This window comes from Photobacterium sp. MCCC 1A19761, assembly GCF_037389125.1.
Taxonomy (GTDB): Bacteria; Pseudomonadota; Gammaproteobacteria; order Enterobacterales; family Vibrionaceae; genus Photobacterium.
On record NZ_JAZGTF010000002.1, the window covers coordinates 458,239 to 471,871 of the forward strand.

Annotated in this window: 14 protein-coding genes; 7 read left to right on the plus strand and 7 right to left on the minus strand. The window is 51.7% G+C overall.

All coding sequences use genetic code 11. The annotated features are described in order from the left end of the window. Window positions 1-21: 21 nt before the first annotated feature. Window positions 22-1,554 (plus strand): SpoVR family protein, encoded by a 1,533-nt coding sequence (locus VV869_RS04715; RefSeq protein ID WP_337733814.1) that lies wholly within the window; start codon window positions 22-24, stop codon window positions 1,552-1,554. An 87-nt stretch (window positions 1,555-1,641) separates the two neighbouring features. Here VV869_RS04715 and fadR read toward each other — a convergent pair whose 3' ends face one another. After that, window positions 1,642-2,493 (minus strand): fatty acid metabolism transcriptional regulator FadR, encoded by an 852-nt coding sequence (gene fadR / locus VV869_RS04720; protein WP_337733815.1) that lies wholly within the window; start codon window positions 2,491-2,493, stop codon window positions 1,642-1,644. 475 nt (window positions 2,494-2,968) lie between these two features. Between fadR and nhaB the strand changes: the two genes are divergently transcribed. After that, the gene (gene nhaB / locus VV869_RS04725) at window positions 2,969-4,561 is read left to right on the plus strand and encodes a Na(+)/H(+) antiporter NhaB (RefSeq protein ID WP_337733816.1); all 1,593 of its coding nucleotides are present in this window, start codon (window positions 2,969-2,971) and stop codon (window positions 4,559-4,561) included. A gap of 144 nt (window positions 4,562-4,705) precedes the next feature. Beyond that, the gene (gene dsbB / locus VV869_RS04730; protein WP_337733817.1) at window positions 4,706-5,221 is read left to right on the plus strand and encodes a disulfide bond formation protein DsbB; all 516 of its coding nucleotides are present in this window, start codon (window positions 4,706-4,708) and stop codon (window positions 5,219-5,221) included. A 118-nt stretch (window positions 5,222-5,339) separates the two neighbouring features. Here dsbB and VV869_RS04735 read toward each other — a convergent pair whose 3' ends face one another. Together VV869_RS04735 and VV869_RS04740 are read right to left on the minus strand one after the other, a co-directional pair. Next, on the minus strand, window positions 5,340-5,744 hold the full coding sequence (locus VV869_RS04735; RefSeq protein ID WP_337733818.1) for a (deoxy)nucleoside triphosphate pyrophosphohydrolase: 405 nt from the start codon (window positions 5,742-5,744) through the stop codon (window positions 5,340-5,342). After that, window positions 5,741-6,391, minus strand: coding sequence for a YecA/YgfB family protein (locus tag VV869_RS04740; RefSeq protein ID WP_337733893.1), 651 nt, complete (start codon window positions 6,389-6,391; stop codon window positions 5,741-5,743). Before VV869_RS04740 ends, VV869_RS04735 begins: the two co-directional genes overlap by 4 nt. 224 nt (window positions 6,392-6,615) lie before the next feature. Here VV869_RS04740 and VV869_RS04745 point away from each other — a divergent pair, with 224 nt between their 5' ends. Together VV869_RS04745 and dusC are read left to right on the plus strand one after the other, a co-directional pair. Continuing rightward, window positions 6,616-7,332: an NAD(P)H-binding protein gene (locus VV869_RS04745; RefSeq protein WP_337733819.1), complete on the plus strand. Its 717-nt coding sequence runs from the start codon at window positions 6,616-6,618 to the stop codon at window positions 7,330-7,332. Between the two features lie 66 nt (window positions 7,333-7,398). Next, entirely contained in the window at window positions 7,399-8,349 is a 951-nt protein-coding gene (dusC, locus tag VV869_RS04750) for a tRNA dihydrouridine(16) synthase DusC (RefSeq protein WP_337733820.1), read from the plus strand. Between the two features lie 100 nt (window positions 8,350-8,449). On the opposite strand, the gene VV869_RS04755 is transcribed toward dusC, so the two are convergent. Together VV869_RS04755 and VV869_RS04760 are read right to left on the minus strand one after the other, a co-directional pair. After that, complete coding sequence (locus VV869_RS04755) at window positions 8,450-9,919, minus strand: cytochrome-c peroxidase (RefSeq protein WP_337733821.1); 1,470 nt, start codon at window positions 9,917-9,919, stop codon at window positions 8,450-8,452. A 662-nt stretch (window positions 9,920-10,581) separates the two neighbouring features. After that, window positions 10,582-11,016, minus strand: a complete 435-nt coding sequence (locus VV869_RS04760) for a YcgN family cysteine cluster protein (protein WP_337733822.1) — start codon at window positions 11,014-11,016, stop codon at window positions 10,582-10,584. Window positions 11,017-11,248: 232 nt separating this feature from the next. Between VV869_RS04760 and VV869_RS04765 the strand changes: the two genes are divergently transcribed. Further along, window positions 11,249-11,497, plus strand: coding sequence for a YkgJ family cysteine cluster protein (locus VV869_RS04765; RefSeq protein ID WP_337733823.1), 249 nt, complete (start codon window positions 11,249-11,251; stop codon window positions 11,495-11,497). Between the two features lie 48 nt (window positions 11,498-11,545). Here the strand turns inward: VV869_RS04765 and VV869_RS04770 are convergent, their stop codons facing one another. Both VV869_RS04770 and VV869_RS04775 read right to left on the minus strand, forming a co-directional pair. Next, window positions 11,546-11,794 (minus strand): TIGR02647 family protein, encoded by a 249-nt coding sequence (locus VV869_RS04770; RefSeq protein WP_337733824.1) that lies wholly within the window; start codon window positions 11,792-11,794, stop codon window positions 11,546-11,548. Between the two features lie 190 nt (window positions 11,795-11,984). Next, the gene (locus VV869_RS04775; RefSeq protein ID WP_337733825.1) at window positions 11,985-12,842 is read right to left on the minus strand and encodes a Tim44 domain-containing protein; all 858 of its coding nucleotides are present in this window, start codon (window positions 12,840-12,842) and stop codon (window positions 11,985-11,987) included. Between the two features lie 259 nt (window positions 12,843-13,101). On the opposite strand from VV869_RS04775, the gene VV869_RS04780 reads away from it, so the two are divergent. Beyond that, window positions 13,102-13,509, plus strand: coding sequence for a TM2 domain-containing protein (locus VV869_RS04780; RefSeq protein WP_337733826.1), 408 nt, complete (start codon window positions 13,102-13,104; stop codon window positions 13,507-13,509). Window positions 13,510-13,633 lie beyond the last annotated feature (124 nt).

A 13,633-nucleotide genomic window follows, 5' to 3' on the forward strand; every position in this document is an offset into this window, starting at 1 on the left:
AGCGCTATAGGGGAGTGTGTTATGGTAACAACCACTAAGTCAAAAACACTCAGTGACGGTCCGGATTGGACGTTTGACCTGCTTGAGCAGTATCACACGGAAATTAAACGTGTCGCCGATTCTTATCGTCTCGACGCTTATCCAAACCAAATTGAGATCATCACTGCCGAGCAAATGATGGATGCCTATTCCAGCATCGGGATGCCTATCAACTACCACCACTGGTCTTTCGGTAAACGCTTTATTGAAACCGAGCGCGGATACAAGCACGGCCAAATGGGTCTGGCCTATGAGATTGTGATCAACTCCGACCCCTGTATCGCTTACCTGATGGAAGAAAATACCATCACCATGCAGGCATTGGTCATGGCCCATGCCTGCTATGGCCATAACTCGTTTTTCAAAGGCAATTACCTGTTTAAAGCCTGGACCGATGCCAGCTCCATCATTGATTACCTGCTGTTTGCCCGTAAATATATCACCGAGTGCGAGGAAAAGTACGGGGTAAATGATGTCGAGAAGCTGCTGGACTCCTGCCACGCCCTGATGAACTACGGAGTCGACCGCTACAAACGGCCGCAAAAAATCTCACTGGTTGAGGAGAAAGCCCGCCAGAAAGCCCGGGAAGATTATTTGCAGACCCAGGTGAATGCGCTATGGCGCACGATTCCGGTTCATGAAGAGAAAGAAAACAAAGCAGAAGAGTACCGCTTCCCGGAAGAGCCGCAGGAAAATATCCTGTACTTTATTGAAAAGCATGCCCCGTTACTGGAGCCCTGGCAACGAGAGCTGGTAAGGATCGTGCGGAAAATCAGCCAGTACTTCTATCCACAGAAACAAACCCAGGTGATGAACGAAGGCTGGGCCACCTTCTGGCACTACACCATTCTCAATCACCTGTACGATGAGGGCCTGGTCACCGATCGCTTCATCATTGAGTTTTTACACAGCCACACCAATGTGGTGGCACAACCGGATTACAACAGTCCCTACTACAACGGCATTAACCCGTATGCGCTGGGCTTTGCCATGTTCCAGGATATTCGCCGGATCTGTGAAAACCCAACGGAGGAAGATAAATACTGGTTCCCAGATATTGCCGGCTCCGACTGGCTGGAGACAGTTCACTTTGCGATGGAAAACTTCAAAGACGAGAGCTTTATCAGCCAATACCTGTCACCGAAAGTGATGCGGGACTTTAAATTCTTCGCGGTCGAAGATGATGATCGGCACAACTATGTCGAAGTCAGCGCGATCCATAACGAGGAAGGCTACCGGGCGATTCGGGAGAAATTGTCATCTCAGTACAACCTGAGCAACAACGAACCCAATATCCAGGTCTGGAATGTGGCGCTGAAGGGGGATCGCTCCCTGACCTTACGCTATGTACCGCACAATCGGATCCCGCTGGCCGACAGCCATTCGGAAGTGCTCAAGCATTTATACCGTTTGTGGGGATTTGATGTGGTCCTGGAGGAAGAGTTGCCGGACGGCAGAACCCAGATCCTCAGTACCTGTCCGAATCGCAGCAGCCAGTACAGCGCCGATATCTGATCCCGGACCATCTGATGCCGGATAAACTAAAGGAGATGCCGAGGCATCTCCTTTCTTCTACACGTCCTATCAGGTTATCTGCGGCAATTATTGCTCTTCTTCGACCAGATAGCGGGCAATCTCAAGGCGGTTGCTGTACCAAATCGCCCCACTATCACGACCGTACTTCTTGATCCGCTCGCCCACCAGCTCAGGCTGGTTGTTATCGCACAGCGCCTTCATATCCCGATAGAAAGCCAAAGCCAACTCGCAGGCTTCTTTCGACATGAAGTAGTAACCACCAACGCGCGTATAGATTTTACGCAGGCCGTTAATCGTCAACACGTACAGGGTGTTGCCGGACTTCGCCGCCATCCCCTGGAACATCCGGTAATCGTAATAGTTAAACGCCCGGGCACGGCAAATCGCTTCGCACAGCTCCGGCTGTTCTTTGCCGTACTTGTCGGTGATTTTTTTCACTTCCTGCATCAGCTGCTCTTGCTCTTCGCTTGCTTCAGCGAACGCGGCAAAGCTGTCGGCCGCCAACAAAGATTCACAAGCGTTGATCACTTTGTCCAACAGCTGGCTGGCTTCTTCCCGGTTCCCTTTCACAGCGTAACGCATATAAACGCTGCTGATGTCGGTTCGGGCTGACAGCAGATCTTCCAGAACGCCCTGCACATCCTGACCATCCAACGTGATCAGGGTATCCAGAATACTCAGGCCCGAAGTATCCATATAGTTATTCACACGGGTTGGTTTCCCGTGCTGGATCGTCAGCCAACCATCACGGGCGAGGCGTTGCAGCACCTCACGCAGCGTGGTCCGCGTGACACCGATCAACTCCGATAACTCACGCTCTGCCGGTAAAATGGAACCTTGCGGGAAGTGATTATTCCAGATACTTTCAATGATATATTTCTCAGCAAACGTTGCTGGGCTATCCGCCTTTATAACCATCTGATTATTTATCCAATTGCTTCTTGCTTAATATTTATTAACTCATCATACCACTAGTTAAGCCAATGAAGAAACTTTGAGGCACTTGTAAACGCGATGTTTGACGTTGCTCTGATAAATTTGATTATGCTCAATGTTTCCTTTGAATTGTAAGAAAATATTTCAGTTCATGGTAATCTAGCCCCGTTTTGCTGTCGTTTAGTGACGAGTTTTCAATTAATACAAGATGCCCACTTTTCGCCCCTTGACTGATCTAGATCAAAAGGTAGAGTGAGCACGATTTTAACGGGAGCTGAACGGATGCTGCTGCCTGCTTTAAGTAAAACACTCTGATCGCCAAGGTTTTTCACTTAAAGGGTCTCTAAAGAACAATCGCCGATGATGTGGCCGACTTTCAGACAGCAAGGGCAAGATAGCGTCCGGTTCAATCTAATGTCGCACATATTTATGCATTTATAATAAGAGACCGACCACCATGGCTATTTCGTTAGGGAACGCCTTTATCAAGAATTTCTTGGGTAAGGCCCCCGACTGGTACAAACTGGCAATCGTTGCCTTTCTGATCATCAACCCGATCGTCTTTTTCCTCATCGATCCCTTTGTCGCCGGATGGCTGTTGGTGGTCGAGTTTATCTTTACCCTGGCCATGGCTCTCAAGTGCTATCCCCTGCAACCCGGTGGATTGCTGGCCATTGAAGCCGTTGCCATCGGGATGACCAGCCCGGAGCAGGTCAAACACGAACTGGTGGCGAACATTGAAGTGCTGTTGCTGCTGATCTTCATGGTCGCGGGCATCTACTTCATGAAGCAGCTTCTGCTGTTCATCTTCACCAAGATCCTGATCAGCATTCGTTCGAAAACCTTGCTCTCGCTGTCCTTTGTGGTCATGGCTGCGTTTCTGTCCGCCTTCCTGGACGCCCTGACCGTCATCGCAGTGGTGATCAGCGTGACGATTGGTTTCTACAGCATTTATCACAAAGTCGCCTCTGGCCGCGAACCCCATGCCAGCCACGACCACACAACCGACCTGCATATCCGCGAAGTCAGCCGGAACGACCTGGAAAACTACCGGGCCTTCCTGCGCAGCCTGCTGATGCATGCCGGGATCGGGACCGCGCTGGGTGGCGTGATGACCATGGTCGGTGAACCACAGAACCTGATCATTGCCGATCAGGCCGGCTGGCTGTTCGGCGAATTTATTCTCCGTATGGCTCCCATCACCGTACCGGTCTTTATCTGTGGTGTGATCACGACAGTACTGGTCGAGAAATTCCAAATCTGCGGCTATGGTGCCAAGCTGCCGGAAAACGTCCGTAAAATCCTGGTTGATTTCGATAACGAAGAGCGTAAGAACCGCACGAACCTGGATTACGCCAAGCTGGCGATTCAGGTCGTAATTGCAGTCTGGCTGATTGTCGGACTGGCCATGCACCTGGCCGCGGTTGGCCTGATCGGCCTGACGGTCATCATCCTGGCGACCTCATTTACCGGGATCACCGAAGAGCATGCCCTGGGCAAGGCATTCGAAGAAGCCCTACCGTTTACAGCCCTGTTGGCGGTGTTTTTCTCCATCGTCGCAGTAATCATTGACCAGAAGCTGTTTGCGCCAATCATCCATATGGTACTGAGCCTGGAAGGCAACGCGCAGATGACCATGTTCTACATTGCCAATGGCCTGTTGTCGATGGTGTCTGACAACGTGTTTGTCGGCACGGTTTACATCAACGAAGTGAAATCAGCCCTGCTCGAAGGCGCCATCACCCGCGATCAGTTCGATATGCTGGCAGTTGCCATCAATACCGGCACCAACCTGCCGTCGGTTGCGACCCCGAATGGTCAGGCAGCGTTCCTGTTCGCCTTAACCTCGGCACTGGCACCGTTGATCCGTCTTTCTTACGGTCGCATGGTTTACATGGCGCTGCCGTATACGCTGGTCCTGTCCATGGTCGGCCTGGCCGGGATTGAGTTTATGCTGGTGCCAATGACCAACTGGTTCTATGACATGGGCTGGCTGACGCAACATGCCGCGGAAGTTGTATCACATATTGCCCCGGTCTCTGGACATTAAGGGAATCTTTCGTAAAGATAAGTGTCGGATTAAACGATTCAAGGCCCTGATTCATCAGGGCCTTCTTTTGGTACCTTGACGTGAATCAGGCCACCCGCCAAACGGTGCGCAACACTCGGGTATAACCTTGAGCGAGAACATTCGATGCAATTTCTGAATTCATTTTCCAAAAGTCGCCTCTCCTGGGGGCTACTACTGTTGTTTGTCATCTTCTTTGAAGGCTGTGCTCTGTTCTTCCAGCATGTCATGAAGCTTGACCCATGCGTCATGTGCATCTATGAACGGGTTGCCATGCTGGGGATCGGCCTCGCCGCCCTGGTCGGTTTGATCGCGCCACAAAACTTCGTCTTCCGTTGGCTAGGACTCGCCGGCTGGGGCGCCAGTGCCTACTGGGGGTTAAAGCTGGCCAATGAACATGTCGGTTATCAATTCAACCCGTCGCCGTTTGCCACCTGCGATCTGTTCGTCCGCTTTCCGGAATGGGCGCCATTGAATCAATGGATGCCGTGGATGTTTGAGGCCACCGGGGATTGCAGTAAGGTTGTCTGGACGTTTCTGGGTCAGTCGATGCCGCAATGGCTGGTGATTATTTTTGCCGCCAACCTGATCGCCCTGGCGGTGATTGCGCTTGCCCGGTTTTTCAACAAAAAGACAGCTTAACCATCCTAACGAATCCGGTCGACGAGATATTGTCGCGCCCCAAGATCAAAACGGCGTCCCTGAGCTCAGGGGCGCCGTTTTTCATCATCAAGGGATCCATCACAACAAACATCAGCGCTTAGCGGTGCCGCAGCGCTTCAACAATCGGTAAATCAGCCGGACATAAGGCATATTCGGCCATCTCACCGGCCTGAACCCAAACCACATCCTGATGGCTGTGCAGCTTCAGCTCTCCTGCCTGCCAGTGGCTTAAATAGCCTTTCAGGTGGATGACCTTGTCGCCATAATCGAACACGCTGTCAGCCAGCCAACACCCCGTCCGGGTGGTAATAGCCAGCTCTTCAAACAACTCCCGCTCCAAGGCCTGCTCCGGCGTCTCACCCTGTTCGACTTTCCCACCCGGAAACTCCCACAGATTCGCCTGGCTGGCATCAACCGGGCGCTGAGCCAGCAGGTACTGCCCGGCTTTTTCAATCACCCCGGCCACAACCAGGATCTCGGTTTTTCCGTCCGCTCGGCTCATGCTTGACCGCAGCACTGTTTGAATTTTTTACCGCTCCCGCACGGACAAGCATCATTCCGACCGACGGTTTTATACGGGTTGACGGCCTGTGTACCGCCGCCTTGCTGCAATTCATCCGCGGCCATCACGACCTCATTAAGCATCAAGTCGAGTTGCGGGTACAGGGCTTGCGGTGCCGGCACTCCTTCGACGCCCGCTTCCTGCATTTGTGCCAGGGTCGCTTCCTCGTCGACCAGCAGCATGCAGGTGGTCAGTAAGGCCGACAACATCCGCATCGTCCCGTCAGAAACCGGCTGCTCGGCCCAGTTTGGTTCAATAGAGGGCCACACCGCCAGAAAACCTTCCGCAAAATAGCGCAGTTCGTCCGTCACCCCGGTGTCTGCCTGCCATTGCACGGCGTACGGCAACTGATACTCACCCGCTTTCATCCGGCAGTACTGTAATTCGAAATGGGCCAGCAGAGCTTTCTTCTGAGCTTCCGGCAGCAACACCGGCGCCTCTTCAACCACTCCACCGGTGATCAGCGCCGGCAGCCAAACCTCGGGCTCCATCGGCTTCGGGTTCGCGTTCGCGGCAAGTAATGCGCCTTCAATAAAGGAAGCCGGCATGCCTTCCCAGTCCGCTGGTAGTGTCACTAATTCTGTCATCATCATCCGATTCATTCGGCTATCTTGAGTAATCGCAAATTATACACGGAAGCGCCACCAGCAACAGCCTTGCTCCCTTTCGCGGCGCTTTGGCAGCAAGAGGCAAAAACGTGAGGCAGCGCGGCATATTCACTGTTGAATTTTCATGCAGTTATCGGCAAGAATGAAGCTGTTAACCGCACCAGGACGGAGCTATGCCATACAGAGCTATGCCATACAGAGCTATGCCAGACCAAGCGATACCATACGAACAAGCCAACGCGATGATTGCCGGTGCCAGCGGACTCGTTGGCGATGAACTGTTGCATCAACTGCTGGCCAACGACCATTTCGGAAAAATCTACGCCCTTTCCCGGCGTCAGCTACCATTTCACAGTAAGAAACTGACCCAGATTATCCACCCCGAACTTCGGGTCACCGAATGGGACGATACCGATCCGGTACCAACCATCGGGTTTATCTGTCTCGGGACGACCAAAAAACAAGCCGGCAGTCGCCAGGCCCTGGAGGCTGTCGATGTTGATCTGGTGAAAGCCGTCGCGTCTACGATGCAAATGCTCGGGGTCAAGCACCTGGTGGTGATCTCCAGCTTATTTGCCTGCCCATGGTCGCCGTCGCACTATTTACGCTGCAAAGGAAAGATGGAAAAAGCCCTGCGACGTATGGGCTTCCAGCATTGTGTATTTGTCCGTCCCGGCCCGCTACAAGGCGAGCGGCCTGTACCACGCCAAGACGAACAGCTGGTGCAATGGCTCTTCAACGCGATTCAACCGCTCGCTATCGGACCACTCGCCCATCTGCGCCCGATCCCCGCAGAGCTGGTCGCCAAAGCCATGATGAATTTATCCTTGCTGGTGCTGGAAAACCGGACCCTGCCCCCCGTCACAATTACGGGAGGTAAACACCTGACAACTGCGGCTCGGCCTCTCCGTGCGGACTAGGTGACAAGCCAGAGTTTACGCACTACAATCTCGCCCCTTATCCCAGACGATACGGTGCGACAAGCAATGCGAGTAATTTTAGGCCCGATGGAAGGTGTACTGGATCACCTGATGCGGGAGATGCTGACGGAAATCAATGACTACGACCTCTGCGTCACCGAATTCGTCCGGGTAATTGATCAACTGTTACCGGATCGGGTCTTTTACCGTTTGTGCCCCGAGCTGAAGCAAGGCGGGAAGACTGCGTCCGGGACCCCGGTGCGCGTCCAGCTACTCGGTCAGGATCCGCACTGGATGGCAGAAAACGCCCGCCGTGCGGTTGAACTGGGCTCACCTGGGATTGATATCAATTTCGGCTGCCCGGCAAAATCCGTTAACAAAAGCCGTGGTGGTGCTGTATTGCTGCAGGATCCGGAGCTGATGCATCAGATCGTCAAAGCCGTACGCGAGGCCGTCGATCCTCGCTTTCCGGTAACCGCTAAGGTGCGTCTTGGCTGGGACTGCCCGAGCCATTGCTTTGAAATTGCCGATGCCGTAGTCCAGGCCCGCGCTGATGAACTGACTGTTCATGCCCGCACCAAAACGGATGGCTACAAAGCCGATGCCATCAAATGGGATTACATCCGCCAGCTCAAAGCGAAAACCCCGATCTCCATCGTTGCCAACGGCGAAGTCTGGAATCATCAAAATGGTCTGGATTGCATGGCCGTCACTCAGGCCGATGCCCTGATGCTCTGTCGCGGCGCCCTGAACCTACCGAACTTGTGCAACGTCGTAAAACACAATGCCCCGCATATGCCTTGGGACGAAGTGCTCACGCTGCTGCTGCGCTACTCAGAATACGAAATCAAAGGGGACAAGGGTCTGTATTACCCGAACCGGGTCAAACAATGGTTCGCCTATCTGCGCCACGAGTACCCGCAAGCTAAAGCGCTGTTTGCCGATATCCGCCGCCATAATAAAGCTGCGCCGATCATTGAGGTACTGCAAACCGCTCACCACGGCCTTGCCGCTTAAGCCTTCCTGCGCATCTATCGCGCCTCCTGCGACGCAGGCAACACAGTAGAAAAAACCGACATCCAGGATTTCCGGATGTCGGTTTTTTTATTTCAAGTTGTTATTTCACACGGTTTGGATCGCGCTCCGGAGATGATTTATAAGGTTTTGGCACCTCCACGATTTCACTATCGGTAAATGTTTTCAGGTAAGCGACCAGTGCCGCTTCTTGTTGCTCATCTAAGCCTAGCTTTCCTGGCAGGCCAACCGGTACTGGAATACTTCCTGATAATTGGATCAGTGAGCCTTCGAAGAACTCTGGTTCCGGCCAGCAATCCATCTCCAGGGCTTCTTTCTCGGTCACCTTATTGGTTGGGCAACGCTCTTTAATCGCACCGGTATTATAAAAATGCACCAAGCCTTCCAGCGTTTTGAAGAAGCCGTTGTGGGTGTAGGCTTTGACAAAATTTTTACTTAGACGTTGGTCAACATTCCGTAACGTTGGGGTTTTGTGCATCCCCATGTGAGAACGCAGCGGGTTTTCCTCGTTGATGAATCCGGTGACAGCAAACAGACCTTGATCCGACTCAGCACTGCCCGGATTATCATAGTTCACCGGGAACCCAACCTTGTGGTAACTATCATCCGTATACCGTTCAAGGAGATTTTGTTTCGCAACTTCAGCACTTTCGCTACTCCGGTGGCAGATCGCACACCCTGCCGCGCCATAGAACAAGTCCTGCCCTTGCTGTTCCAAGTCGGTAAATTCTGCAGTTTTGCGCATCACATCATCACGCTTGGAAGTGAAATTATTGTTTTCGCCCGACAACTGCCAGGCACCTAATGCCGTTGCGAACCGGGCAAACACAATATCAATGTCTTTGTTACAATCCAGCTTCACGCCCCAGGCATATTCGTATAATTCCGCCCCCCACTTCGTTTTTTGGACCAACTGGCAGGTTTCTGTTTTATTAGCCAACCCTTGTTCGACCGGATTAATAAAAGGACTGGCATGGGCTTGGTGAGTCACAGGGTTATTCACATATTTGTTGTACATCTTGTGATAATCAAAGTCGTTCTTAAGCCCGAAGAAAACATTAATCGCTCTATTTTGGCTATCCATGAGATCACCACCAAGGGCGCGACCATCCCAGAAAGCACCGCCACACACACCGGCGATTGATCGACACGGACCAAACGTCGATAACCCCATGACGTCATCACCCTTGAGAAAAGCCGCATATTTGTTCGTCGGTGGTTTACGATTCCCCACTGTATGCGGATCGGCCCCCGTCACAGCCACCTGGGTTAAATTGGTATGAGATTGGCCGTTGGTGCCCCCTGCGCCGGGGTTATGACAACTGGCACAAGCCTGACGTTTGGGGGAGGAAATATTGGCGAAGAACAACCGTTTCCCCATCTCTTCCAGGTACGTCAGCTCATATCCCTCTTTATCAGACTTTGCTTGAACGACACCGGGAGCGACAGATACACCCAGCGCAAACCCGATTGACACAATCAAAATGGCCGATTTTCTTTTATTTCCAATGCTTATTCTGATAGCTGTTTTTGTACTTTTTGAGCGAGTCATTATTGTGCGCCTCTGCATGTAATGATTCATTTTAACCAAGCGGCATCGCTTAGATAATGAACAGCTTGAAGCTCTAACCAACTGTAAGCTGTAGTCTTAAACAAAATAGAGGACATACCCTTGGAAAGTTTTCTCAAAAATTGTAATTCACCAAACTTCAGCATTGGTAAACAAGGAGAAAGTCTGGACGAAGTTGTGACGATATCGCACACAATTTTGTGATGGCTGAAGTTGAATGACGTGAATTTCATATTCTGATCAAAAGCCACAAGAAATACTAAAGCCATCAGAATAAAAAATAGACCCTATTTATCAGTTTGTCAGCACGATTCAGGACAAACGTGAAGGAGAGACGACGGTAAGAATTTAACCGTAAAAAAAGCCAATCAGACAGTCCTGTTCAGAGATAAATACTGACACTGGTATTTCCAGATGTTTTTTATCAACCTGAAGGTGCCATTTCTTCAATGTAGACTCGCCTGAATCAACCAAAGCGCATATGGGCATTCCCCCTTAACGCGGGGTGAAAGATTCTGAACCAGAGCGAGGGACAGTGCGGGATAAGGTAGGGGTAAACTAGATTTTATAGCACAGGCTGAATCACAAAGACTGTAGGTGCTCTTGAGGCAACGTACAGCCTTCGCTTTCAGGGGGTAGAAGTATTATCGATTCGGGTGATTAAGAATATGATCTTCCCAGTCGATGACATCAATCTCGTACACCACTTTATTACGCACAGACGCATCAGCTTTGTGCATCGCTTGTTTCGAGCCAGTCAGCAACGGATGCCACTCAGGCAGGGGCTTACCTTCTGCCAGCAGACGATAGGCGCAGGTTTCCGGCAGCCAGACAAACTCATCAATTCGCTCACGCGTCAGTTTCAGGCATTCTTCACCGGACGCAAAACGGTTCGGGTAATCTTTACAAGAGCAGGTTTGATCATCGAGCAGACTGCAGGCCACATTAGTGTAGTAGATTTCATCCGTCTCATCATCGATCAACTTATGCAGGCAGCACTTACCGCAGCCGTCGCACAAGGACTCCCATTCCTGATCCGTCATTTCTTTCAGATCTTTCTCTTGCCAAAAACCTACCATATCACCCGCCTTGTCTTGATTGCCTCCCTGGCCAGATTCACCAAGGAGGCGGTTTTATAGCCGCCAGCCCGGCAAAGTGCAAGCCTTTCCTTGGGATCCCACCAGATAAATCAATGGAATAAGAGTCATTATTATTTACCAGACCCATCGGGAATAATTTTTGATCCCAAAGTGGAAAAGTGATAGCGTTCGCCCCCGTTTCATCGAGGTTGCTATAGAGTATAGGTGGGTTATGGAGTGTCGATTAGGTTGTGGGGCTTGTTGTATCGCGCCGAGCATCTCAACGCCAATTCCGGGGATGCCAAAAGGCAAGCCTGCCGGTGTCCGTTGTATTCAGCTCAATGAACAAAACCTCTGTAAACTCTTCGGCCGGCCGGAACGCCCTGCGGTTTGCCATCAGTTCAAACCGTGTCCGGATTTGTGTGGCGAGACCAATCAGCAAGCGCTGACCAATATTACCGAGTTGGAAAACATGACCTGAGGGCCATGTTTTCCGTTTGTGTTCAATGACCCGGTTCAGTGACTGGCCTTAAGCAACTTCGACTTTCCCGGTCAGGATCCGCAACGCCGATTTCGCATGCTCGACCGCCTGATGGCCGGAATACGTCAGATAGCCACCGTCTTCATCCGTCACCAACCCTTTTTCAAACAATCGCCTAGCCGCTGCAATCACCGTCGGCGTCGCGTCATGATGGACCTTCAACCCTTCCCGATCGCTATGCATCGGAAACTTCACAAGCAGGTTCATTTCATCAACCAATTCTGGGGTATATGGCATAGTCACCTCATTCATTATTGCGTATGACTTAATACTAGCGGCTTCGGGCAGGAAAAGTAGGAAAGCAGATCATCTCCGGTGCACTTAACGACGCAAAAAAGCGATCTAATTCAAAGAACTGAAAATAAAAGAAAACCGCTCCTGAGAGCGGTTTTCTATTCGTAGATCATGCTCGCCGTCAGGACAAGTGTTAAGCCTGGATCCCGACAATCAGCCAAGGCGCATTCGGGGCACGCAGATCGCGCTCCAGGTGCCAGACATCCGTGATATCCTCCTCAACATCCTCGTGGCGGTCTTTGTAGCGACCAGAGAACTTCACACTCAGTTGCGCCACATTGGCGTCATAGTCGGCACGAACCAGCTCCGCATCAACATACATCACTTCCGTATGTTGCTCACCGGTCAGCTTGGCACGCTCAGCGGCGAGATCTTCCATCAGCGCCGGGCTGACGTACTCGCGGATTGTTTCCAGCTCATTGTGGTTCCATGCACCTTGAACCGTACGGTAATGCTCACGGGCACCGTTCAGGAAAGCATGCATGTCAAAGCCCGGAGGCAGGTTGAACGGCACATCGCTGTCGGTTGACGTGTAAGCTGGCTGAGACGAGAAACCGCTTGGCTGCGCTTCCGGCGCAGCTTGACGGTACTGATGCTGCGAATTGCCGGCATACGCCTCTTGATGCCCCATCGGCGTACGCTTCGCGCCACGCATGGTTTTAAACAGTTTAAAGATCACAAATGCAATCAGGCCGAAAATCAGGATATCCATGAACTGGATCCCTTCAAACGCCCCACCGAAGAACGCCGCCAGCAGACCACCGGCCAGCAAGCCTCCCAGCAGACCGCCCATCAGGCCCTTCTTGCTGGATTTACCGGCAGTGGGTTGTTGCTGGTTCAGCGTGTCCGTTTGTTGTTTTTGTTGTGCCGGGGCCGTTTTATGAGTCTTACCGAACGACTTACCACCGCCAAATTTCTTTGCATACGCATCCGTCGGGGCCATAAATGAGACCGTCAGGATCAATGCAAAAATCGTGAAAAAGCGTTTCATTGAAATGCATACCTTTGCCAATTAGATAGTTTTGCATCCTAACGCTAACCTCCTGAATGTCAACTCAACCGCTCAGGCAAATTGTTACGAACATTTAACTGCGTCGTTTCTGAAGTTACATTTGCCAACGCCACCGCCCGATGCAATGACAACCTGCTGATTTGCCATGCATTCCTTTCAGGGGCAACCCCAAGGAAACATTTACTGACATCCCCGCTTAAGACTATCCTTAGATCACTTCAGTCACAGGTAGAAGATAATGCAAGATACTCACAGCAAACTGATTGGCTATTTATTGTGGATTTTCGGTTTTACCGGCGCCCACCGCTTTTATTACGGAAAACCAGTAACCGGGACGATTTGGTTTCTGACACTGGGCCTGCTTGGCATCGGCTGGCTCATTGACCTGTTTTTAATTCCGTCCATGGATCGCGAAGCCGATCTGCGCTTTCAAAGCGGAGATATCGACTACACGGTCGCCTGGTTGCTGCTGACATTTCTCGGCGTGTTCGGCGTACACCGGATGTACATGGGCAAATGGCTGACCGGGATCCTGTACTTCCTGACACTGGGTTTTTGCCTGATTGGTGTGCTCATTGATTTCTGGACACTCAACGATCAAATTTCCATCCGCAACAGCGAAAACGCCAGCCGCAACCCTGCGTAGGACCACAGGCTTTGGCTGGCTCTCCGGCCGGGTCACTGTACGGGATATGACAGAAGTCACATCCCCTTCAGCTCTCCCGGCCCGGTCCGGGTTTCAGCTTGACCCCCGAAACAGGGAGCCACTA